The following is a 22,799-nucleotide window of genomic DNA, read 5'->3' on the forward strand; positions in this document are numbered from 1 at the left end:
TTAACCCCGGATGTCAGCTTCCGCCGCATTTATGAATATGCGGGCGGAGACTGGCAGGAAGACAACGGCGTCTGGCACCAGAACGTGTTTGCCTATTATCTCTCTATTGCCTGTAACCACTGTGAAGATCCGGCCTGTACCAAGGTCTGTCCGAGCGGGGCGATGCACAAACGGGAAGACGGCTTTGTGGTGGTGGATGAAGATGTCTGCATCGGCTGTCGTTATTGCCATATGGCCTGTCCGTACGGCGCGCCGCAGTACAACGCCGCCAAAGGCCACATGACCAAATGCGACGGCTGTCATGACCGGGTGGCGGAAGGCAAGAAACCGATCTGTGTCGAGTCTTGTCCGCTACGTGCGCTGGATTTCGGTCCTGTTGACGAACTGCGTCAGAAACACGGCGATCTGGCGGCGGTTGCTCCGCTGCCTGGCGCACACTTTACGAAGCCGAGTATTGTGATCAAACCGAATGCCAACAGCCGCCCGACCGGGGATGCCACCGGTTATCTGGCGAATCCGAAGGAGGTGTAAGATGGGAAGTGGATGGCATGAATGGCCGCTGATGATCTTCACGGTCTTCGGACAATGTGTGGTCGGTGGCTTCATTGTCCTGGCGCTGGCGCTAATGAAAGGCGACCTGCGGGCCGAAACGCAACAGCGCGTGATTACCTGCATGTTTGCGCTGTGGGTGCTGATGGGGATTGGCTTTATCGCATCTATGCTGCACCTTGGCTCGCCAATGCGGGCGTTTAACTCGCTTAACCGTGTCGGTTCATCGGCGCTGAGTAATGAAATTGCCAGCGGTTCGATTTTCTTTGCGGTTGGCGGGATCGGCTGGCTGCTGGCGGTGTTGAAAAAGCTCTCTCCGGCTCTGCGTAACCTGTGGTTGCTGCTGACGATGGTGCTGGGTGTACTGTTCGTCTGGATGATGGTGCGCGTCTATAACAGCATTGATACCGTACCGACCTGGTACAGCGTCTGGACGCCGCTGGGCTTCTTCCTGACTCTGCTGATGGGGGGGCCACTGCTGGGCTATCTGCTGCTGCGCGTGGCGGGAGTCGATGGCTGGGCGATGCGTCTGTTGCCTGCGGTTTCACTGCTGGCGCTGGTGGTCAGTGCCATCATGTCGGTGATGCAGGGCGCAGAACTGGCGACCATTCACAGCTCTATTCAGCAGGCTTCTGCGTTGGTACCTGACTACGGGGCGTTGATGGCCTGGCGGATTGGGGTGCTGGCGCTGGCCTTGTGCTGCTGGATTGTTCCGCAGTTGAAAGGGTATCAGCCTGCGGTTCCGCTGCTGTCAGTGGCCTTTATTCTGCTGCTGGTGGGAGAACTGATTGGTCGCGGCGTATTCTACGGTCTGCATATGACCGTCGGTATGGCGGTTGCCAGCTAAGTGAATAACCGGGGCTTTCGCCCCGGTCAGATTACTGACAAGGAAAGAAAAAGCGTGGTTTTTCCTTCCTTGTGGTTATCAGCCGAAAATCAATGAATTGATTTTCCTGGTTTTTAATGAGGTGATCTTTACTTTTCCGGTATCGGGATGAAGTTTGTCATCACTCTCACCGGGGCTTTCGCCCCGGTTTTACTATTTCTGTTTAGTCAACGTATCGTAGCTGGTCATCAGGTTGCGATAATCCGGAATGTGGTTGGAGAACAGCGTCGCCAACCCCTCAATATCATTACGCCAGTCACGGTGCAGTTCACAGGCCACACCAAACCATGTCATGAGCTGAGCACCGGCCTGCGACATTCTATCCCACGCCGAATGACGGGTAATTTCATTAAACGTACCCGACGCGTCGGTGACGACGAAGACATCAAAACCTTCTTCAATGGCTGACAGCGCCGGAAATGCCACACAAACTTCGGTCACTACACCCGCAATGATCAACTGCTTTTTCCCTGTCGCTTTGACGGCCTTAACGAAGTCTTCGTTATCCCAGGCGTTGATATTCCCTGGCCTCGCAATGTACGGGGCATCCGGGAACTGGGCTTTTAATTCGGGGACCAACGGGCCGTTTGGTCCGGTTTCGAAACTGGTGGTGAGGATGGTAGGCAGCTTGAAGTATTTGGCTAAATCACCCAGCGCGAGCACGTTGTTTTTGAATTTATCAGGGTCAATATCCCTGACCAGTGACAGCAATCCGGCCTGGTGATCCACCAGAAGAACCGCTGCGTCATTTTTATCGAGACGAACATAAGGCCTGGTCATTCTCTTCTCCTTGCTTGAGTCAACTCTGCGCCCGAATTCATTCAGGTGCGTATGGTTCATTCAAAGCATAGAACGGAAAAAAAAACCTGCCGGGACTATGAGATTTTTCGACTGATCGAAACGGAATACCTTTGCGTTAAATCAATAAAAACAGTCACCTGTAGTTGATTGGTTATCAGTAATACATAATCTTAATCAATAAATTCAATCGAAGACGGAAAAGGGTCGCCACACCACGGTTTCCGCCGATTGACAATGTTTTTGTTGGTGGCATGATGCGCGTGAAATTTGAACTTCCTCACGGTTTATACTCATGTCCACCTATACCCGACCTGTCTTGCTTTTGCTGGCTGGTCTACTTCTGCTGACCCTGGCGATTGCGGTGCTGAACACGCTCGTCCCGCTTTGGCTCGCCCAGGAAAACCTGCCGACGTGGCAGGTGGGTATGATCAGTTCGTCCTATTTCACCGGTAATCTGGTCGGGACGCTGTTGACAGGAGCTTTAATCAAACGCCTCGGGTTTAACCGTAGTTACTATCTTGCCTCGCTGATTTTTGCCGCCGGTTGTGTGGGCCTCGGGGTGATGGTCGGCTTCTGGAGCTGGCTGGCATGGCGCTTTGTCGCGGGCATTGGCTGCGCGATGATCTGGGTGGTTGTGGAGAGTGCGCTGATGTGCAGCGGGACATCACGTAACCGCGGTCGCCTGCTGGCGGCCTACATGATGGTCTATTATGTGGGGACCTTCCTCGGACAACTGCTGGTCAGCAAAGTCTCGACGGAACTGATGAATGTGCTGCCGTGGGCGACGGGACTGATTCTGGCAGGGATTTTACCGCTGCTCTTTACCCGCATCCTGAATCAACAGTCTGATGAACACAACGACACGCCAATTACCGCAATGCTGAAACTGCGTCAGGCGCGGCTGGGCGTTAACGGCTGCATCATTTCCGGGATTGTCCTGGGTTCGCTGTACGGCCTGATGCCGCTCTATCTCAATCATCAGGGCATGAGTAATGCCAGTATCGGTTTCTGGATGGCGGTGCTGGTTAGCGCGGGGATCCTCGGGCAGTGGCCAATCGGGAGACTGGCGGATAAGTTTGGTCGACTGCTGGTACTGCGCGTGCAGGTGTTTGTGGTCATCCTCGGAAGCATCGCGATGTTAAGCCAGGCAGCGATGGCACCTGCGCTCTTTATCCTGGGGGCGGCCGGTTTTACGCTCTATCCGGTGGCGATGGCCTGGGCCTGTGAAAAAGTGGAACATCACCAGCTGGTGGCAATGAACCAGGCGTTGTTGCTGAGCTACACCGTTGGCAGCCTGTTAGGGCCTTCCTTCACCGCCATGCTGATGCAGAATTATTCCGATAATCTTCTGTTTATTATGATTGCCAGCGTGTCGTTTATTTATTTGCTGATGCTGCTGCGCAATGCCGGACATACTCCGAACCCGGTTGCTCACGTTTAATTCAGCGTCAACAGGAAGCAATGTGTGTTATTGCATCCTGTTTTGGTTAATTTTCTGTATTCCCCGACAGAAAGTAAAAAGGCTACCCGCCGGATAGCCTTTTTAAAAGACGCAATCAATACATCACTTTATGCCCGTACTGCTCAAGAATGCCTTTAACGCGTTCCATCGTTTCTTTCTTCGGTGGATGTACACCATCGAGTTTGTACTCTTCGCCCATCGCCACCCATTTATGTTTACCCAGTTCGTGATAGGGCAGGAGCTCGATTTTTTCAACGTTGCCCATATCGCGGGTAAATTCACCGAGTCGGTGCGCGGAGTCGTCATCGTCGGACCAGCCAGGTACCACGACGTAACGGATCCACACGTTGATATTTTTGTTTGCCAGATAGCGGGCGAACTCCAGCGTACGGTGGTTGGAAACGCCGACCAGGTTCTGGTGGATCTCATCATTCATCTGCTTGAGGTCGAGCATCACCAGGTCGGTGACTTCCAGCAGTTCATCAATCACCGGGTCGTAGCGGCGAACAAAACCATTGGTATCCAGACAGGTATGGATACCTTCTTGCTTACAGGCACGAAACCAGTCACGGACAAATTCCGCTTGCAGGATGGCTTCACCGCCTGACGCCGTTACGCCGCCGCCGGATGCGTTCATAAAGTGGCGATAGGTCACGACCTCTTTCATCAGTTCTTCAACGGTGACTTCTTTACCGCCATGCGTGTCCCACGTATCGCGGTTGTGGCAATACAGACAGCGCATCAGGCAGCCCTGGAAGAAGGTAATAAAGCGGATGCCTGGGCCGTCAACGGTACCACAGGACTCAAAGGAGTGAATGCGACCAATAACTGACATTGCGGTGTTTCTCCAGATGTGGCCCATCCGGGGCCGTGTTGGTGCACAGCTCATTGGCTGTGTCGAGTCTGTTTTGGCGGTTATCCATTGAGTATAGATAGCTGACAAAACAGGCTGCAGTCGGGAAACGACCTGTTAAAAAGGCCCCACTTACGTGGAGCCTTTATTGTACGCCTTTTACCGCGTGATTTCAGTCAAAACACATTACATGGTTTGAGTGAAGGTACGGGTAATAACGTCCTGCTGCTGTTCTTTCGTCAGGGAGTTAAAACGCACTGCATAACCAGATACACGGATGGTCAGCTGCGGATATTTTTCCGGATGTTCCATCGCGTCCAGCAGCATTTCACGGTTCATCACGTTCACGTTCAGGTGCTGACCACCTTCGATGGACGCTTCATGGTGGAAGTAACCATCCATCAGACCGGCCAGGTTAGTCTTACGAACTTCGTCGTCTTTACCCAGTGCGTTCGGAACAATAGAGAAGGTATAAGAGATACCATCTTTCGCGTAAGCAAACGGCAGTTTAGCAACAGAAGTCAGAGAGGCAACAGCACCTTTCTGGTCACGACCGTGCATCGGGTTAGCACCTGGTCCGAACGGCGCGCCAGCACGACGACCATCTGGGGTGTTACCGGTTTTCTTACCATACACAACGTTAGAGGTGATGGTCAGAACAGACTGCGTCGGGATAGCATCACGGTAGGTTTTCAGTTTCTGAATTTTCTTCATGAAACGTTCAACCAGGTCAACCGCCATGTCATCAACGCGCGCGTCGTTGTTACCAAACTGCGGGTATTCGCCTTCGATTTCGAAGTCGATAGCCAGACCGTCTTCATCACGAATCGGTTTAACTTTCGCATATTTGATAGCAGACAGGGAGTCAGCCGCAACGGACAGACCTGCGATACCACATGCCATGGTGCGAATAACATCACGATCGTGCAGCGCCATCAGAGAGGCTTCGTAGCTGTACTTGTCGTGCATGTAGTGGATAACGTTCAGCGCGGTGACATACTGCTTAGCCAGCCAGTCCATGAAGTGATCCATGCGCTCCATGACTTCGTCATAGTTCAGCACGTCGCCTTTGATTGGCTCAGATTTCGGGCCAACCTGCATTTTCAGTTTTTCATCAACGCCGCCGTTGATTGCGTACAGCATGGTTTTCGCCAGGTTTGCACGCGCACCGAAGAACTGCATTTGTTTACCAACAACCATTGGGCTTACGCAGCAAGCGATAGCGTAATCGTCGTTGTTGAAGTCCGGACGCATCAGGTCATCGTTCTCATACTGCAGAGAAGAGGTGTCGATGGACACTTTAGCGGCGAATTTCTTGAAGTTCAGAGGCAGTTTTTCAGACCACAGAACGGTGATGTTCGGCTCCGGAGACGGACCCATGGTGTACAGGGTGTTCAGGAAGCGGAAGCTGTTTTTGGTAACCAGAGTACGGCCATCAACGCCCATACCACCGATGGATTCCGTTGCCCAAATCGGGTCGCCGGAGAACAGTTCATCATATTCAGGCGTACGCAGGAAACGAACCATACGCAGTTTCATGACCAGGTGGTCAATCATTTCCTGAGCGTCTTGTTCAGTGATTTTGCCTGCTTTCAGGTCACGTTCGATGTATGCATCCAGGAAGGTGGAGACACGACCGAAGGACATTGCCGCGCCGTTCTGAGATTTAACCGCAGCCAGGTAGCCGAAGTAAGTCCACTGAATCGCTTCCTGAGCGTTGGTTGCCGGACCAGAGATATCGCAGCCATATTTCGCAGCCATCTCTTTGATCTGACCCAGCGCACGGTGCTGTTCAGCAATTTCTTCACGCAGACGGATAGTCGCTTCCAGGTTTACGCCGTTTTCCAGGTCAGACTGCAGGGAAACGAACTGAGCGTATTTGTCTTTCATCAGGAAGTCGATACCGTACAGCGCAACGCGACGGTAGTCACCGATGATACGGCCACGGCCATAGGCATCCGGCAGACCAGTCAGAACACCGGATTTACGGCAGTTCAGAATGTCTTTGGTGTAAACATCGAAAACGCCCTGGTTGTGGGTTTTACGATATTCAGTGAAGATTTTTTTCAGCATCGGGTCCAGTTCGCGGTTGTACGCTTTGCAGGAACCTTCAACCATTTTGATACCACCGAACGGGATGATCGCACGTTTCAGCGGAGCTTCAGTTTGCAGACCAACAATTTTCTCGAGCGCTTTATTGATGTAGCCAGCGTCGTGAGAAGTGATGGTGGAAGCAACAGAGGTGTCAAAGTCAACAGGCGCGTGAGTGCGGTTTTCCTGTTTAACGCCTTCCATTACGCTGTCCCACAGTGCAGTGGTCGCATCAGTCGCGCCAGCCAGGAAGGACTCGTCACCCTCGTACGGAGTGTAGTTTTTCTGAATGAAGTCACGGACGTTTACTTCATTCTGCCAGTCACCTTTGGTAAAACCTTCCCAGGCTGTGGCTAACTTTTCATTAAGCTCGGACATGTAACACCTACCTTCTTAAGTGGATTTTTTATTTACTGCGTGTATCGCGACATCAATTAATGATGATCGTTGTCACGCAGATAAATGACCCAGTATGTCAACCCAACCAACAAACCCCCGCCGATAATGTTACCGATCGTAACCGGAATCAGGTTATCAGTGATGAAGTTCATCGCGGTCAGGTGAGAAAAACTTTCCGGCGTCGAGCCAACTGCGCTCCAGAACTCCGGTGTTGCGAGATCACGGATTACAATACCCATCGGAATCATAAACATGTTTGCGATACTGTGCTCAAAACCGCTGGCAACAAACATCGCAACCGGTAATACCATGATAAACGCTTTATCCATCAGGCTACGGCCTGAGTAGCTCATCCATACAGCCAGGCATACCATCAGGTTTGCGAGGATACCGAGGCTGACGGCTTCAACAAAAGTATGGTGCATTTTGTGGTCGGCGGTTTGCAGGACGTTCAGTCCCCACTGGCCGTTGGCGACCATATATTCGCCGGAAAGCCACATCAGTAGCACAAAGAGCAAGCAACCAATCAGGTTACCAAAATAGACGTTGAGCCAGTTTTTTGCCAACTGACCCCAGGTGATTCGGCCACTGGCTTTGGCAACGACAATCAACACGGTTGACGTAAAGAGGTCTGCACCGCAGATGACGCAAAGAATCAACCCCAGAGAGAAGCAGATACCGCCAATCAGTTTCGCCATACCAAAGGGCATCGTACCTGTACCGGTCGTTGCAGTGATATAGAAAACAAAGGCGATGGAAATGAACACACCGGCAGTAATTGCCAGGAAGAAAGTCTTAAGCGGATGTTTCGTTGCTTTATAGACACCTGCCTCTTCGGCCACTTTGGCCATTGCTGCAGGGAGTAAAAGATCAAAAGGGTTGTCAGCTTTCACACTAACTCTCTCTTTATTAAGTCGGCGACGAGATACTAACAAAGCATTATAGATGAGAAATTGATGTAGATCATATCCCGCCTGGCTTATAGGCCCGTAATACGCATGGTTTTTATGCAATTACGGAGTAATTAATTGATTTTTATGATAAAAATAAATTTTAAATTTTAGCAAATGAGTTGAAAATTTTCCTTCCTACGTCTGTTAGCCAGTTAATTAATATGGAGTAATTGGCAGATAAAGTAACAACTATCCATTAAATTATGTAATATCAACTACCAACATTTAACCTTGTTATTACATTTATTTTGGGATATTCAAAAATAAATAAAAAGGGGCGCTTAGCGCGCCCCGTAATATAGCCCAGACGATTATTTAAACCTACTCAGCGTAGGTTGATTGGCTTTATTTTGACCAAAATGAAGATTTTGCACGCTGCAACTTCTCATAGGCCTTCAACAGCGACTGGTGTGATGCGAATGCGTGCAGATCGCTGTCAACCGGCTGCAGACCATAAAAGGCGGCTTCACCGCTCAATGCTGCACTGGCGGCTTCGACTGCATTTGCGCCATACATACGGACAAACGCGTTCAGATATTGCAGCGGTTCACGTTCTTCTTCCTGCGACAGCAGTAACAGCGTTTGCAGGCAACGGTAATAATTCGCCCGCTCGGCGCTAAAGATCGACGTATTAAATTCCATCGTCCATTCGGTCCAGATCAGTGCCTGTTCCAGATCACCACCTGCCAGCGCCAGCATCGCTTTCAGTTCCCCAATACGCAGGGTGTACCAGCCGTTATCTGAACCGGTAGCCAGGCCTAACAGTTCACGAACGCGGGTGAAATCATCAAACCCTTCTTCATCGAGTTGCTCAATCAGGTTGAGATAGTCTTCTTTATCCCAGCGACTATTCGGCAGTGAGAGCAGGGTCTCGCGCAGATGGACGCCCATGGCGTTATTGGCTAACCACAGATCTTCAGCAGGATAAATATCAGACATCCCCGGAACGATGATCCGACAGGCGTAGACACCGAGATGTTCGTAATCGGCGATGTACACCTCTTTATCTTCCGCGTTGAAGATCGCCATCAGGGTGGCAAACTCTTCTTCTGTGGTACCGGAGAAACTCCAGTCAACGAACGGGTAGTCGGCATCCTGCTTGAACAGATCCCAGGAGATCAGACCGCTGGAGTCAATGAAGTGTGTTTCCAGGTTGGTATGCTCAGCCACTTCTTCATCGTCGAAGGTCGGCGGCGTGAAGACGTCGAGATCTTTCAGACCACGGCCCTGCAGCAGTTCCGTCACGGTACGTTCCAGTGCGACGCCAAAATCAGGATGTGCGCCGAAAGAGGCGAAGCAGGTGCCGTTAGCCGGATTGAACAGCACAACGCAGATCACCGGATACTGACCGCCCAGAGAACCGTCGTAAGCAAAGATGGGGAAACCTTCCGCTTCCAGCGTTGCAATAGATTCCACTACCGCCGGGTAGCGTGCCAGCACGTCGGCCGGAATTTCCGGCAGGCTGATGCTTTCGGCAATAATGCGATTCTTCACATAACGCTCAAAGACTTCAGATAACCCTTGCACGCGCGCTTCGTTACGGGTGTTACCGGCGGACATCCCGTTTGAGACGTACAGGTTGCCGATAATGTTCATTGGAATATAGACGGTCTGGTTATCCGACTGGCGGGTAAACGGCAGGCCGCAGATACCACGCTCTTCGTTGCCAGACTGCAGGTCGATCAGCATGCTGCCGGTCAGTTCGTTCTCGGGATCGTAAAAGGCACGCAGGCGGGCATCCAGCAGACCGTCCGGTACGTCATCATTTTCGGTCAGCGGGAACCATTTCTCGTTCGGATAATGCACGAACGGGCCATTGGCGATGGTTTCACCCAGCCAGAAATCGGCAAAGAAATAGTTGGTTGACAGACGCTCAAAATATTCGCCCAACGCCGAGGCCAGCGCGGCCTTTTTCGTCGCCCCTTTGCCGTTGGTAAAGCACAGCGCACATTCTTTATCGCGAATGTGTACGGACCAGACGTTCGGCACTGGATTCAGCCACGAGGCCTCTTCAATATGGAAACCGAGGTCGAGTAGTTTTTGCTGGAAGCGAGCGATGGAGTCTTCCAGTGCGGCGTCTTTGCCGGGAATAAATGTTTGCGTCATGAAAATCACTTTTGTCGTACGGAAAGCGCGCAATGATACGGGTTTTACGTGACTGACGCTATCGCCGCCACTGACGCGGCGCAAATAAAAGTTTTGGCTATGCTTGTAGGCAGTGATCCACCATAAGAGCATAAAAATGAAAGCGTTTGATTTACAACGGATGGCACTCGATAAAGTGCCGATGGAATTCCTCGGTGAAGTGGCTTTACGCAGTCTGTATACCTTCGTACTGGTCTATCTGTTTCTCAAACTCACAGGACGACGCGGCGTGCGACAGATGTCGCTCTTCGAAGTGCTGATTATTTTAACGCTGGGGTCGGCGGCGGGTGACGTGGCCTTTTATGATGATGTCCCGATGTTGCCAGTACTGGTGGTCTTCATTACCCTCGCGCTGCTGTACCGTCTGGTGATGTGGCTGATGGCGCGCAGTGAAAAACTGGAAGATTTACTGGAAGGTAAGCCCGTCGTGATTATTGAAGATGGCGAGCTGGCGTGGGAAAAACTGAACCAGTCAAATATGACCGAGTTCGAGTTTTTCATGGAGCTGCGACTGAATGGCGTTGAGCAACTGGGACAGGTGCGCCTGGCGATCCTTGAAACGAATGGTCAGATCAGCGTTTATTTCTTTGAAGACAGTGAGGTAAAGCCTGGCTTAAGCATTTTGCCGAAGTATTGTACGCAACGTTATAAAGTCGTTCCTGAAGCGGGAGAGTATTCCTGTGTGCGATGCAGTGAAGTGATCACAATGAAAGTCGGCGATCGTCAGGCGTGCCCGCGGTGTAAAAATCCAGAATGGTCGAAGGCCAGTCGGGCAAAACGGGTCGTCTGACAGCAAAAATATCGGTCTTTTATCGTCAATCCCGAAGATTCTGTTGTGTGAGCGAACACTCATTTTTACTCGAGTTTGTTTTAGCCATTGCGGCGCGTGTCACTGAATGATAAAACCGATATCCACAGGAATAACTTATACCCAATCTCTGTTCATGTACGAAAAGAGATTGGGTTAATAACAACGCAACGTGGTGAGGGGAAATGGCTCAGGTCTTCAATTTTAGTTCAGGTCCGGCAATGTTACCGGCAGACGTGCTTAAACTGGCTCAAAAGGATCTTTGTGACTGGAACGGTCTTGGTACGTCCGTCATGGAAGTGAGCCACCGCGGCAAAGAATTCATCCAGGTCGCGCAAGAAGCGGAGCAGGATTTTCGCGATCTGTTGAATATCCCCTCCAACTACAAAGTGCTGTTTTGTCACGGCGGTGGTCGTGGCCAGTTTTCTGCCATTCCGCTGAACATTCTGGGCGACAAAACCACGGCAGACTACGTTGATGCAGGCTACTGGGCAGCCAGCGCCGTCAAAGAAGCGAAAAAATACTGCACGCCGAATGTGATTGACGCCAAAGTTTCGGTCGATGGCCTGCGCGGCGTGAAGCCGATGAGTGAGTGGCAGCCTTCTGCTGATGCAGCGTATCTGCATTACTGCCCGAACGAAACCATCGATGGCATCGCAATTAACGAAACGCCCAATTTTGGTTCCGATGTGGTGGTGACCGCTGATTTCTCCTCAACCATTCTCTCCGGACCGCTGGATGTTTCACGCTATGGCATCATTTATGCGGGCGCACAGAAGAACATTGGCCCGGCGGGTTTGACTATCGTCATCGTACGCGAAGATTTACTGGGTAAAGCGAATGTGGCGTGTCCGTCGATCCTCGATTATTCCGTTCTGAACGACAATGACTCGATGTTCAATACGCCGCCGACCTTCGCCTGGTATCTTTCCGGCCTGGTGTTCAAATGGCTGAAAGCCAATGGTGGCGTGGCGGCGATGGATAAAATCAATCAGCAAAAAGCAGAACTGCTGTACGGTGTGATTGATAACAGTGACTTCTATCGTAACGATGTCGCGAAAGCGAACCGTTCACGTATGAACGTGCCGTTCCAGTTAGCTGACAGCGCGCTGGATAAGCTCTTCCTGGAAGAGTCTTTTGCTGCGGGCCTGCACGCGCTGAAAGGCCACCGCGTTGTCGGCGGAATGCGTGCCTCCATTTATAACGCGATGCCGCTGGAAGGGGTAAAAGCGCTTGCCGATTTCATGACTGATTTCGAGCGCCGTCGCGGCTAATCAGGTGTCTCTTTTCATCCCCACAGCCTTGTCTGTGGGGTTTTTATTTCTGTCTTTTGAGAGTTGAGTTTCATGGAATCCCTGACGTTACAACCCATCGCACGGGTCGATGGCACGATTAATCTGCCAGGCTCGAAGAGCGTATCAAACCGCGCGCTGTTACTGGCGGCGTTAGCTCATGGCACCACAGAGCTGACCAACCTGTTAGACAGCGATGACGTTCGCCATATGCTCAATGCCCTGAGTGCGTTGGGGATTGATTACACTCTTTCTGCGGATCGCACCCGCTGTGAAATCACGGGTAACGCAGGCCCGCTGCACGCCGAAGGCGCATTAGAGCTGTTTCTGGGCAATGCCGGAACGGCAATGCGACCGCTGGCCGCCGCACTGTGCCTTGGCGCAAACGATATTGTGCTGACCGGTGAACCGCGTATGAAAGAGCGCCCGATTGGTCATCTGGTGGATGCGCTGCGTCAGGGCGGGGCGAACATTGAGTATCTGGAGCAGGAAAACTATCCGCCGCTTCGACTGCGTGGCGGATTTACCGGCGGACAGGTTGAGGTTGACGGCAGCGTCTCCAGCCAGTTTCTCACTGCGCTGCTGATGACCGCGCCTCTGGCACCCCAGGATACGGTGATAAGTATCAAAGGCGATCTGGTGTCGAAACCGTATATTGATATCACGCTGAACCTGATGAAAACCTTTGGCGTTGAGATAGAGAACCAGAGCTATCAGCGCTTTGTGGTCAAAGGCGGTCAGCAGTACCACTCTCCAGGTCATTATCTGGTTGAAGGAGATGCTTCATCGGCCTCCTATTTCCTCGCGGCAGGCGCCATTAAAGGTGGAACGGTGAAAGTGACCGGGATTGGCCGCAACAGCATGCAGGGCGATATCCGTTTTGCCGATGTGTTGGAGAAAATGGGCGCGACCGTCACCTGGGGTGACGACTTTATCGCCTGTACCCGTGGCGAACTGAATGCCATCGATATGGACATGAACCATATTCCGGATGCCGCCATGACTATCGCGACAGCCGCGTTGTTTGCCAAAGGTACGACAACGCTTCGCAACATTTACAACTGGCGGGTGAAAGAAACTGACCGTCTGTTTGCGATGGCGACCGAACTGCGCAAAGTCGGCGCGGAAGTGGAAGAGGGGCATGATTTTATTCGCATCACGCCGCCGGCACACCTGAAGTTTGCCGACATTAGCACCTATAACGATCACCGTATGGCGATGTGTTTCTCGCTGGTGGCGTTATCTGATACGCCGGTTACGATCCTTGACCCGAAATGTACCGCCAAAACCTTCCCTGACTATTTCGAACAGTTGGCGCGTATCAGTACCCCTGCCTGATTTCTCTCTTCGCGCCGGTCAACTGGCTGGCGCGATATCGTCTGTATCTGTACTTTTTTCCTGTTACTGCTAATGCTAACGTGTTGATGATTTAATATTTTGATTTATATGCGTTTTATTATAAATATCAACGGAAGATTAGCATGAAAAATAAATCACTCCTGATTACTATTGCAGTATCCGCAGCGCTGCTGGCGGGATGTAAAAATGGCGTTAATGGTGATATGCTCGCCAGTTCGGGCATGTCGGCCTATAAAGCAGCCACGCTTTCTGATACCGATGTCAAAACGTTGTCCAGCAACGCCTGCAAACAGATGGATAGCCAGAATCAACTTGCGGGAAAAAGCAGTAAATACACCAGGCGTCTGGGTAAGATTGCCAAAGCTCTGGGAAATAATATTGATGGTACTCCGGTCGATTATAAGGTCTACATTACTTCTGACGTCAATGCGTGGGCAATGGCGAACGGCTGTGTCCGCGTTTATTCCGGTTTGATGGATCTGATGACCGATAATGAAATCGAAGGGGTATTAGGTCACGAGTTAGGTCACGTCTCTTTAGGGCATTCCCGCAAAGCAATGCAGACGGCTTATGCTACCCTGGCCGCGCGTGATGCTATTTCTGCCACCAGCGGCGTGGCTTCACAACTCTCTCAGTCGCAGTTAGGCGATTTGGCTGAAGGGGTGATCAACTCGGCGTTCTCCCGCAGTCAGGAATCTGAGGCTGATGACTTCTCCTATGACCTGATGAAAAAACGTGGCATCAATACGCAGGGGTTAGTGAGTGCATTCGATAAGTTAGCCACAATGGATGCCGGCCACGCTAAATCCCTGATGGATTCCCACCCGGCGTCAGCCGACCGTGCTCAGCATATGCGTGACCGTATCGCTGAAGATAAAAAGTAAAACATTGTCATCTTTCGGGCTGGTTTCTCCCCGGCCCGCTATAATTGCGCAATTATTCTTCACCTGGTGACAGACTAAATCGGTTTTTGCACACAACGTTAACGATTGTGGGCGTTGGCGCGTATAATGCGCGGCGTTTACGTTAACAGAACGCCTGTTTAAGGAGATAAAGATGACGGCAATTGCCCCGGTAATTACCATTGATGGCCCAAGCGGTGCAGGAAAAGGCACCTTGTGCAAAGCGATGGCGGAAGCATTGCAATGGCATCTGTTGGACTCTGGCGCAATCTATCGCGTGCTGGCGCTGGCGGCATTACATCATCATGTTGATGTTGCATCGGAAGACGCGCTGGTTCCGCTGGCAACCCATCTCGATGTCCGCTTTGTTTCAACCGACGGAAATCTGGAAGTGATCCTTGAAGGGGAAGACGTCAGCGGTGAAATCCGTACGCAGGAAGTCGCCAATGCCGCCTCTCAGGTCGCCGCATTCCCTCGCGTACGTGAGGCACTGCTGCGTCGTCAACGCGCTTTCCGTGAAGCACCCGGACTGATCGCTGATGGACGTGATATGGGGACGGTAGTTTTCCCGGATGCGCCGGTCAAAATTTTCCTTGACGCCTCCTCGGAAGAACGTGCACATCGCCGTATGCTACAGTTGCAGGAGAAGGGCTTTAGTGTTAACTTTGAACGCCTTTTGGCCGAGATCAAAGAACGTGACGATCGCGACCGAAACCGTGCTGTAGCGCCGTTGGTTCCCGCTGCTGATGCTTTAGTTTTAGATTCCACACGATTAAGCATTGAGCAAGTGATTGAAAAAGCGCTACAATACGCGCGCCAAAAACTGGCACTCGCTTAAGAGCGACCGAATTTGCAGTACCCCCGTTGCAATGGAATGACAGCGGGTATGTTAAACAACCCCATCCGGCACGGAGCCAGGTGGACGTTAAATATGAAACCTGAAGATTAAACATGACTGAATCTTTTGCTCAACTGTTTGAAGAATCCTTAAAAGAAATCGAAACCCGTCCGGGTTCCATCGTTCGCGGTGTTGTTGTTGCTATCGACAAAGACGTTGTTCTGGTTGATGCAGGCCTGAAATCTGAATCTGCAATTCCTGCAGAACAGTTCAAAAACGCGGCTGGCGAACTGGAAATCCAGGTGGGCGACGAAGTTGATGTTGCTCTGGATGCAGTAGAAGACGGCTTCGGTGAAACACTGCTGTCTCGTGAAAAAGCGAAACGTCACGAAGCATGGATCACGCTGGAAAAAGCTTACGAAGATGCTGAAACTGTTACCGGTGTTATCAACGGCAAAGTTAAGGGCGGCTTCACTGTTGAGCTGAACGGTATTCGTGCGTTCCTGCCAGGTTCACTGGTAGACGTTCGTCCGGTGCGCGATACGCTGCACCTGGAAGGCAAAGAGCTTGAATTCAAAGTCATCAAGCTGGATCAGAAACGCAACAACGTTGTTGTTTCTCGTCGTGCCGTGATCGAATCCGAAAACAGCGCAGAGCGCGATCAACTGCTGGAAAACCTGCAGGAAGGCATGGAAGTTAAAGGTATCGTTAAGAACCTCACTGACTACGGTGCATTCGTTGATCTGGGTGGCGTTGACGGCCTGCTGCACATCACCGATATGGCATGGAAACGCGTTAAGCATCCGAGCGAAATCGTAAACGTTGGCGACGAAATCACTGTTAAAGTGCTGAAGTTCGACCGCGAACGTACCCGTGTATCTCTGGGCCTGAAACAGCTGGGCGAAGATCCGTGGGTAGCTATCGCTAAGCGTTATCCGGAAGGTACTAAACTGACCGGTCGCGTAACCAACCTGACCGACTACGGCTGCTTCGTTGAAATCGAAGAAGGCGTTGAAGGGCTGGTTCACGTTTCCGAAATGGACTGGACCAACAAAAACATCCATCCGTCCAAAGTTGTTAACGTTGGCGACGTAGTGGAAGTTATGGTTCTGGATATCGACGAAGAACGTCGTCGTATCTCCCTGGGCCTGAAGCAGTGCAAATCTAACCCATGGCAGCAGTTCGCGGAAACCCACAACAAGGGCGACCGTGTTGAAGGTAAAATCAAGTCTATCACTGACTTCGGTATCTTCATCGGCCTGGACGGCGGCATCGACGGCCTGGTTCACCTGTCTGACATCTCCTGGAACGTTGCAGGCGAAGAAGCAGTTCGTGAATACAAAAAAGGCGACGAAATCGCAGCAGTTGTTCTGCAGGTTGACGCAGAGCGCGAGCGTATCTCTCTGGGCGTTAAACAGCTGGCAGAAGATCCGTTCAACAACTGGGTTGCACTGAACAAGAAAGGCGCAATCGTAAACGGTAAAGTGACTGCAGTTGACGCGAAAGGCGCAACCGTAGAACTGGCTGACGGCGTTGAAGGTTACCTGCGCGCTTCTGAAGCATCCCGTGACCGCGTTGAAGACGCTACCCTGGTTCTGAGCGTGGGTGACGACGTTGAAGCTAAATTCACCGGCGTTGACCGTAAGAACCGTGCAATCAGCCTGTCTGTTCGTGCTAAAGACGAAGCTGATGAGAAAGATGCCATCGCAACTGTTAACAAACAGGAAGATGCAAACTTCTCCAACAACGCAATGGCTGAAGCTTTCAAAGCAGCTAAAGGCGAGTAATTCTTTGATACTTTGGGAGGTTTCGTCCCGAAGTCAGATGAGAATACTTGACAGATTATAGAATTCGTTCTGTAATCAATGACAAAGGGCGGCTACGGCCGCCCTTTGTCAATGCAACAGCAGCAGCTTATTGGAACCGGAGGAATCATGACCAAGTCAGAATTGATTGAAAGACTTGCCACTCAGCAATCTCATATTCCCGCGAAAGCGGTTGAAGATGCGGTCAAAGAGATGCTGGAGCATATGGCCTCGACTCTTGCACAGGGCGAGCGTATTGAAATCCGCGGTTTCGGCAGCTTTTCTTTGCACTACCGTGCACCACGTACCGGGCGTAACCCGAAGACTGGCGACAAAGTGGATCTGGAAGGGAAATACGTTCCGCACTTTAAGCCGGGTAAAGAACTGCGCGATCGCGCCAATATTTACGGTTAAGTTTTTCGCACAACGTAACCTCAGAAAAGCACCTTTACGGTGCTTTTTTCTTGCCTGCTTTTCAACCCTGGAATGCCGCTCGCATTTCATGTTGCACATTGCCGGGCGGCGATGAAAATCGCGGAATCATGGCCGTAAATCCTTCATTCTCCTCCTGACAATCCCGGCTCAGACCTGCACACTGCCGCCAACACGGAGGTGTGTATGAAATTAACGACGGTCAGTCTGTGTGCATTAGGGGGAATTTTCCCTTTATTTTTGCTACCTGCGCTGCCGGGGGGATGGCTTGTTAGCATCCTGTTTGTGCTGGCCTGTCTGCTCGGTCTGCTCCGCTGGAAAGTGGCACAGTACGCTGGGCTTCTCCTGCTGTTTTTTCTCTGGGGCGTCATGGCGGCGAAACAGTCGCTATGGGCGGGAAATACGTTGCCCGCCGCCACGCAGGAGACCATCGTTGAGCTGACGGCCACGGATAGCATGACGACACATGCCGGGCTGATCACGCATCTTAATGGGCATCGGCTTTTCCCTGCCGTCGGTATTGTGCTTTATAACCAATATTTGCCAATCGCGCCGTGCGCGGGACAACGTTGGGCGATGACGCTGAAGGTCCGTGCCATGCACGGCGAGTTAAATGACGGCGGATTTGATAGTCAGCGTTATGCCCTGGCACAGCATCAGCCGCTCACTGGCCGATTTTTACAGGCAAAGATTGTCGACAGCAAATGCAGCTGGCGAGCGCGCTATCTTGCCTCGTTAACGGATTCTCTGGAAAACTATCCCTGGCAGCAGGTGATACTAGGTCTGGGGATGGGGGAGCGCCTGCTGGTGCCACAGGAAGTCAAAGCGATCATGCGAGATACCGGCACGGCGCATCTGATGGCAATTTCCGGCCTGCATATCGCTTTTGCGGCTTTACTGGCAGCAGCTCTGATTCGCGGCGTGCAGTTTCTGCTGCCGATCAGTGCAATTCGCTGGCAACATCCTGTGATTGGTGGGCTTATTTGCGCTGCGTTTTACGCCTGGCTGACCGGGTTACAGCCTCCGGCGCTACGTACGGTGGTGGCGCTGCTGGTGTGGGGGGCACTGAAATTATGCGGGCGGCAATGGAGCGGATGGTCAGTCTGGTGCTGCTGTCTGGCGGCTATTCTGGTTGTTGATCCCGTCGCCGTGATCTCGCAAAGCCTGTGGCTTTCGGCCTTTGCCGTTGCGGCGCTGTTATTCTGGTACCAATGGTTTCCTTGCCCCGCCTGTCCCACATCACGTGCCGGGCGCTTGCTGGTTGAACTGGCACATCTGCAACTGGGGATTACCTTGCTGCTTATGCCGCTACAAATCGCACTGTTCCACGGTATCAGCCTGACGTCGTTTGCTGCGAATCTGTTTGCTGTCCCGCTGGTTACGTTTGTCAGCGTCCCGCTGATCCTCGCCGGAATGGTGGTCCATCTCACTGGTCCGCTGCTTCTTGAGGGCGGACTCTGGTATCTGGCCGATCGCTCACTGGCTGCACTATTCTGGGCGCTCAATCACTTGCCTGCGGGGTGGATCAACATTGATGCCCGTTGGCAGTGGCTGGTCTTTGTCCCCTGGTTGATGCTACCCGGTTGGCGATTTATCGCCTGGCGCGTTTTCCCCGGCCTGTGTCTGGCGACGCTGGCGTTGCTGAGCTGGCCGTTCTGGAGTCCGGTGCGCACTGACGCCTGGCAGGTGCACATGCTGGATGTCGGGCAGGGGTTAGCGATAGTTATCGCCCGTAATGGTAAAGCGTTACTCTACGATACCGGGCTGGCCTGGCCGGGAGGTGACAGCGCCCAGCAGATAATCATTCCGTGGCTGCGCTGGCACCACTTGCAGCCAGAGGGGATTATTCTCAGCCATGAGCATCTCGACCATCGCGGTGGACTACACTCTTTGCAGACAACCTGGCCAGCGCTTTGGGTGCGCAGTCCGTTAGGCTGGCAGGGGCATCTGCCGTGTTACCGCGGTGAGACGTGGCAATGGCAGGGACTGCGTTTTAGCGTGCACTGGCCGTTGAAAGGAGACCCGACGCAGGGGAATAATCACTCTTGCGTCGTAAAGATTGATGATGGTACGCACAGTATTCTGCTGACGGGCGATATAGAGTCCCCCGCGGAACTGAAAATGCTCAGTCATTACTGGCAGCATCTTTCGGCGACGGCAATCCAGGTACCACACCATGGCAGCAGTACCTCTTCTTCACTGGCGCTACTTCAGCGCGTTAGTGGCAACGTGGCGCTGGTCTCCGCCTCACGCTATAACGCCTGGCGATTGCCGTCATGGAAGGTGAAGCAACGCTATCTGCAACAGGGTTACCGGTGGTGTGATACCCCGCATCAGGGGCAAATTTCGCTGGATTTTTCAACACAGGGCTGGCAGGCCATCAGCCTGCGGGAGCAAATTTTACCTCGTTGGTATCATCAGTGGTTTGGCGTGTCAGACGATAACGGGTAGAATATGCGGCTATTTCAACAGATGCTGGTTTCTTGAATGCATAACGATAAAGATCTCTCTACGTGGCAGACGTTTCGCCGACTGTGGCCAACCATTGCGCCTTTCAAATCGGGTCTGATCGTGGCGGGTGTTGCGTTAATCCTCAACGCGGCCAGCGATACCTTCATGTTATCGCTCCTCAAACCATTACTGGACGATGGTTTTGGTAAAACAGATCGCTCAGTGTTGCTTTGGATGCCGCTGGTGGTTATTGGGCTGATGATTTTACGTGGTATTACCAGCTATATCTCCAGCTACTGTATTTCCTGGGTATCCGGCAAAGTGGTGATGACCATGCGTCGTCGCCTGTTCGGTCATATGATGGGAATGCCGGTTTCCTTCTTTGACAAACAGTCTACCGGGACGCTGCTGTCTCGTATTACTTATGATTCTGAACAGGTAGCCTCTTCGTCTTCCGGTGCGCTGATTACCGTTGTGCGTGAAGGTGCATCGATTATCGGCCTGTTCATCATGATGTTCTATTACAGCTGGCAATTGTCGATAATCCTGGTTGTGCTGGCACCTATTGTGTCGATCGCGATTCGCGTAGTCTCCAAACGTTTTCGTGCTATCAGTAAGAATATGCAGAATACGATGGGGCAGGTGACAACCAGCGCGGAGCAGATGCTGAAAGGCCACAAAGAGGTACTGATCTTCGGTGGTCAGGGAGTGGAAACGAAGCGCTTCGACAAAGTCAGTAACAAGATGCGTTTGCAGGGGATGAAGATGGTTTCTGCCTCTTCCATTTCCGATCCTGTCATCCAGTTGATCGCTTCACTGGCGCTGGCGTTTGTGCTGTACGCGGCTAGCTTCCCAAGCGTGATGGACAGCCTGACGGCAGGGACGATCACCGTGGTCTTCTCCTCAATGATCGCCCTGATGCGTCCGTTGAAGTCGTTGACTAACGTTAACGCCCAGTTCCAGCGTGGGATGGCCGCATGCCAGACTTTATTTGCCATCCTGGATAGCGAGCAGGAAAAAGACGAAGGTAAACGTGTGATTGAGCGTGCGACCGGCGATCTGGAATTCCGCAATGTCACCTTTACCTATCCGGGGCGCGAAGTACCGGCGCTGCGTAACATCAACCTGAAAATTCCGGCGGGCAAAACCGTTGCGCTGGTGGGGCGTTCAGGTTCCGGCAAATCAACCATTGCCAGTCTGATCACGCGTTTCTATGACATCAATGAAGGTGAAATCCTGATGGATGGTCACGATCTGCGGGAATACACCCTGGCCTCATTACGTAATCAGGTCGCGCTGGTGTCGCAGAACGTACATCTGTTCAACGACACGGTGGCGAATAACATCGCCTACGCGCGAACTGAGCAGTATAGCCGTGAGGAGATCGAAGAAGCGGCTCGTATGGCTTATGCCATGGACTTTATCAATAAGATGGATAACGGCCTTGATACGGTGATCGGTGAAAACGGCGTGCTGCTTTCCGGTGGTCAACGTCAACGTATCGCCATCGCGCGCGCCTTACTGCGTGACAGCCCGATTCTGATCCTTGATGAAGCCACGTCAGCGCTGGATACCGAATCTGAACGCGCCATTCAGGCGGCGCTGGACGAACTGCAGAAAAACCGCACCTCGCTGGTGATTGCGCACCGCCTTTCAACTATCGAACAGGCCGATGAAATTGTGGTCGTGGAAGATGGGCTGATTGTGGAGCGCGGTACGCACAACGAACTGCTGGAACACCGCGGCGTCTACGCGCAACTGCACAAAATGCAATTTGGTCAATGATCGCACGCATCTGGTCCGGTGAGTCGCCCTTGTGGCGACTGTTACTCCCACTTTCCTGGTTATACGGCCTGGTGAGCGGGGCGATCCGCCTGTGCTACACGCTCGGGATCAAACGCGCCTGGCGCGCACCGGTGCCGGTGGTGGTGGTCGGTAATTTGACGGCAGGTGGCAATGGCAAAACGCCGGTAGTGATCTGGTTGGTGGAACAACTCCAGCAGCGCGGTCTTCGCGTTGGGGTAGTTTCTCGTGGATATGGCGGCAAAGCCGCGTCCTATCCCTTGCTGCTGAATGCCGAAACCACCACGGCGGAAGCGGGTGATGAGCCGGTGCTGATTTATCAGCGCACCAGCGCGCCAGTTGCCGTATCGCCCAACCGGGCTGACGCGGTAAAAGCGATTCTGGCGCATCACGATGTGCAGATTATCGTTACTGATGATGGTCTTCAGCACTACCGTCTGGCGCGCGATGTCGAGATTGTGGTGGTTGATGGCGTTCGTCGCTTCGGCAACGGCTGGTGGCTACCGGCAGGTCCGATGCGGGAGCGAGCAGGTCGCCTGAAAACGGTGGATGCGGTTATTGTTAATGGCGGTATTCCGCAGGCGGGCGAGATCCCGATGCATCTGGCGCCAGGACAGGCTGTGAACCTGCGTACCGGTGAACGTCGTGATGTCGCGCAATTGAAAAATGTCGTGGCAATGGCCGGTATTGGTCATCCGCCACGCTTTTTTGCCACGTTAGAATCCTGTGGCGTACAGCCGCAAAAATGTGTTCCTCTGGCGGATCATCAGGCATTGACTTCGCATGATGTCAACGGCCTACTAAACGGGTCGCAAACGCTGGTCATGACGGAGAAGGACGCCGTGAAGTGCCGTGCCTTTGCCGAAGACAACTGGTGGTATCTTCCTGTCGATGCACATTTGTCGGGGACTGAACCTGAGACATTACTCGAAAAATTGATCTCGCTGACACGTTAGCGCACCACCATGAC

The 22,799-nt window shown here is 52.3% G+C and carries 18 protein-coding genes; 13 read left to right on the plus strand and 5 right to left on the minus strand.

Annotation, left to right across the window (positions count from 1 at the left end):
• Together OGW13_RS00825 and OGW13_RS00830 are read left to right on the plus strand one after the other, a co-directional pair.
• Window positions 1-531: DMSO/selenate family reductase complex B subunit (locus OGW13_RS00825; protein ID WP_287115467.1), on the plus strand; the 531-nt coding region annotated here is incomplete at its 5' end.
• 1 nt (window position 532) lies between these two features.
• On the plus strand, window positions 533-1,396 hold the full coding sequence (locus OGW13_RS00830) for a dimethyl sulfoxide reductase anchor subunit family protein (RefSeq protein ID WP_043001202.1): 864 nt from the start codon (window positions 533-535) through the stop codon (window positions 1,394-1,396).
• 192 nt (window positions 1,397-1,588) lie between these two features.
• Here OGW13_RS00830 and ycaC read toward each other — a convergent pair whose 3' ends face one another.
• Window positions 1,589-2,215: an isochorismate family cysteine hydrolase YcaC gene (gene ycaC / locus OGW13_RS00835; protein WP_043001201.1), complete on the minus strand. Its 627-nt coding sequence runs from the start codon at window positions 2,213-2,215 to the stop codon at window positions 1,589-1,591.
• A 313-nt stretch (window positions 2,216-2,528) separates the two neighbouring features.
• On the opposite strand from ycaC, the gene OGW13_RS00840 reads away from it, so the two are divergent.
• Window positions 2,529-3,677, plus strand: a complete 1,149-nt coding sequence (locus OGW13_RS00840) for an MFS transporter (RefSeq protein WP_043001200.1) — start codon at window positions 2,529-2,531, stop codon at window positions 3,675-3,677.
• Between the two features lie 115 nt (window positions 3,678-3,792).
• Here OGW13_RS00840 and pflA read toward each other — a convergent pair whose 3' ends face one another.
• From pflA to ycaO, 4 genes are all read right to left on the minus strand, one after another.
• Window positions 3,793-4,533 (minus strand): pyruvate formate lyase 1-activating protein, encoded by a 741-nt coding sequence (gene pflA / locus OGW13_RS00845; protein ID WP_043001199.1) that lies wholly within the window; start codon window positions 4,531-4,533, stop codon window positions 3,793-3,795.
• A gap of 204 nt (window positions 4,534-4,737) precedes the next feature.
• Window positions 4,738-7,020, minus strand: a complete 2,283-nt coding sequence (gene pflB / locus OGW13_RS00850) for a formate C-acetyltransferase (RefSeq protein ID WP_043001198.1) — start codon at window positions 7,018-7,020, stop codon at window positions 4,738-4,740.
• A 56-nt stretch (window positions 7,021-7,076) separates the two neighbouring features.
• Window positions 7,077-7,934 (minus strand): formate transporter FocA, encoded by an 858-nt coding sequence (gene focA, locus OGW13_RS00855; protein WP_043001197.1) that lies wholly within the window; start codon window positions 7,932-7,934, stop codon window positions 7,077-7,079.
• Between the two features lie 405 nt (window positions 7,935-8,339).
• The gene (ycaO, locus tag OGW13_RS00860) at window positions 8,340-10,100 is read right to left on the minus strand and encodes a 30S ribosomal protein S12 methylthiotransferase accessory factor YcaO (RefSeq protein WP_043001976.1); all 1,761 of its coding nucleotides are present in this window, start codon (window positions 10,098-10,100) and stop codon (window positions 8,340-8,342) included.
• A gap of 136 nt (window positions 10,101-10,236) precedes the next feature.
• Between ycaO and OGW13_RS00865 the strand changes: the two genes are divergently transcribed.
• The 10 genes from OGW13_RS00865 (at window position 10,237) to lpxK (ending at window position 22,785) form a co-directional block, all read left to right on the plus strand.
• On the plus strand, window positions 10,237-10,929 hold the full coding sequence (locus tag OGW13_RS00865; RefSeq protein ID WP_109740096.1) for a DUF421 domain-containing protein: 693 nt from the start codon (window positions 10,237-10,239) through the stop codon (window positions 10,927-10,929).
• Between the two features lie 203 nt (window positions 10,930-11,132).
• Window positions 11,133-12,221, plus strand: a complete 1,089-nt coding sequence (serC, locus tag OGW13_RS00870; protein ID WP_043001195.1) for a 3-phosphoserine/phosphohydroxythreonine transaminase — start codon at window positions 11,133-11,135, stop codon at window positions 12,219-12,221.
• Between the two features lie 72 nt (window positions 12,222-12,293).
• Window positions 12,294-13,577, plus strand: coding sequence for a 3-phosphoshikimate 1-carboxyvinyltransferase (gene aroA, locus OGW13_RS00875; protein WP_044256343.1), 1,284 nt, complete (start codon window positions 12,294-12,296; stop codon window positions 13,575-13,577).
• A 143-nt stretch (window positions 13,578-13,720) separates the two neighbouring features.
• Window positions 13,721-14,482 (plus strand): metalloprotease LoiP, encoded by a 762-nt coding sequence (gene loiP / locus OGW13_RS00880; protein WP_043001193.1) that lies wholly within the window; start codon window positions 13,721-13,723, stop codon window positions 14,480-14,482.
• 172 nt (window positions 14,483-14,654) lie between these two features.
• Window positions 14,655-15,338 (plus strand): (d)CMP kinase, encoded by a 684-nt coding sequence (gene cmk / locus OGW13_RS00885; RefSeq protein WP_042320210.1) that lies wholly within the window; start codon window positions 14,655-14,657, stop codon window positions 15,336-15,338.
• A gap of 113 nt (window positions 15,339-15,451) precedes the next feature.
• Window positions 15,452-17,125: a 30S ribosomal protein S1 gene (gene rpsA, locus OGW13_RS00890; RefSeq protein WP_042320207.1), complete on the plus strand. Its 1,674-nt coding sequence runs from the start codon at window positions 15,452-15,454 to the stop codon at window positions 17,123-17,125.
• 147 nt (window positions 17,126-17,272) lie between these two features.
• Window positions 17,273-17,557, plus strand: a complete 285-nt coding sequence (gene ihfB / locus OGW13_RS00895) for an integration host factor subunit beta (RefSeq protein ID WP_002463068.1) — start codon at window positions 17,273-17,275, stop codon at window positions 17,555-17,557.
• 204 nt (window positions 17,558-17,761) lie between these two features.
• Window positions 17,762-20,026 carry a ComEC family protein gene (locus OGW13_RS00900; protein WP_044265765.1) on the plus strand — a complete coding sequence of 755 codons (2,265 nt, stop codon included), beginning with the start codon at window positions 17,762-17,764 and terminating at the stop codon, window positions 20,024-20,026.
• A gap of 36 nt (window positions 20,027-20,062) precedes the next feature.
• A complete protein-coding gene (gene msbA / locus OGW13_RS00905) occupies window positions 20,063-21,811 on the plus strand; it encodes a lipid A ABC transporter ATP-binding protein/permease MsbA (RefSeq protein ID WP_043001191.1) in 1,749 nt (582 codons plus the stop codon).
• The gene (gene lpxK, locus OGW13_RS00910; protein ID WP_044265762.1) at window positions 21,808-22,785 is read left to right on the plus strand and encodes a tetraacyldisaccharide 4'-kinase; all 978 of its coding nucleotides are present in this window, start codon (window positions 21,808-21,810) and stop codon (window positions 22,783-22,785) included. Before msbA ends, lpxK begins: the two co-directional genes overlap by 4 nt.
• The last annotated feature ends 14 nt before the right edge of the window (window positions 22,786-22,799 follow it).

Source organism: Citrobacter sp. Ca225, assembly GCF_030337175.1.
Lineage (GTDB): Bacteria > Pseudomonadota > Gammaproteobacteria > Enterobacterales > Enterobacteriaceae > Citrobacter_A > Citrobacter_A amalonaticus.

What these genes read in the sequence shown, in the direction of transcription:
- OGW13_RS00830 (WP_043001202.1), top strand. Translation starts at nt 533, where the DNA reads ATGGGAAGTGGATGGCATGAATGGCCGCTGATGATCTTCACGGTCTTC.
- ycaC (WP_043001201.1), bottom strand. Translation starts at nt 2,215, where the DNA reads ATGACCAGGCCTTATGTTCGTCTCGATAAAAATGACGCAGCGGTTCTT.
- OGW13_RS00840 (WP_043001200.1), top strand. Translation starts at nt 2,529, where the DNA reads ATGTCCACCTATACCCGACCTGTCTTGCTTTTGCTGGCTGGTCTACTT.
- pflA (WP_043001199.1), bottom strand. Translation starts at nt 4,533, where the DNA reads ATGTCAGTTATTGGTCGCATTCACTCCTTTGAGTCCTGTGGTACCGTT.
- pflB (WP_043001198.1), bottom strand. Translation starts at nt 7,020, where the DNA reads ATGTCCGAGCTTAATGAAAAGTTAGCCACAGCCTGGGAAGGTTTTACC.
- ycaO (WP_043001976.1), bottom strand. Translation starts at nt 10,100, where the DNA reads ATGACGCAAACATTTATTCCCGGCAAAGACGCCGCACTGGAAGACTCC.
- OGW13_RS00865 (WP_109740096.1), top strand. Translation starts at nt 10,237, where the DNA reads ATGAAAGCGTTTGATTTACAACGGATGGCACTCGATAAAGTGCCGATG.
- serC (WP_043001195.1), top strand. Translation starts at nt 11,133, where the DNA reads ATGGCTCAGGTCTTCAATTTTAGTTCAGGTCCGGCAATGTTACCGGCA.
- aroA (WP_044256343.1), top strand. Translation starts at nt 12,294, where the DNA reads ATGGAATCCCTGACGTTACAACCCATCGCACGGGTCGATGGCACGATT.
- loiP (WP_043001193.1), top strand. Translation starts at nt 13,721, where the DNA reads ATGAAAAATAAATCACTCCTGATTACTATTGCAGTATCCGCAGCGCTG.
- cmk (WP_042320210.1), top strand. Translation starts at nt 14,655, where the DNA reads ATGACGGCAATTGCCCCGGTAATTACCATTGATGGCCCAAGCGGTGCA.
- rpsA (WP_042320207.1), top strand. Translation starts at nt 15,452, where the DNA reads ATGACTGAATCTTTTGCTCAACTGTTTGAAGAATCCTTAAAAGAAATC.
- ihfB (WP_002463068.1), top strand. Translation starts at nt 17,273, where the DNA reads ATGACCAAGTCAGAATTGATTGAAAGACTTGCCACTCAGCAATCTCAT.
- OGW13_RS00900 (WP_044265765.1), top strand. Translation starts at nt 17,762, where the DNA reads ATGAAATTAACGACGGTCAGTCTGTGTGCATTAGGGGGAATTTTCCCT.
- msbA (WP_043001191.1), top strand. Translation starts at nt 20,063, where the DNA reads ATGCATAACGATAAAGATCTCTCTACGTGGCAGACGTTTCGCCGACTG.
- lpxK (WP_044265762.1), top strand. Translation starts at nt 21,808, where the DNA reads ATGATCGCACGCATCTGGTCCGGTGAGTCGCCCTTGTGGCGACTGTTA.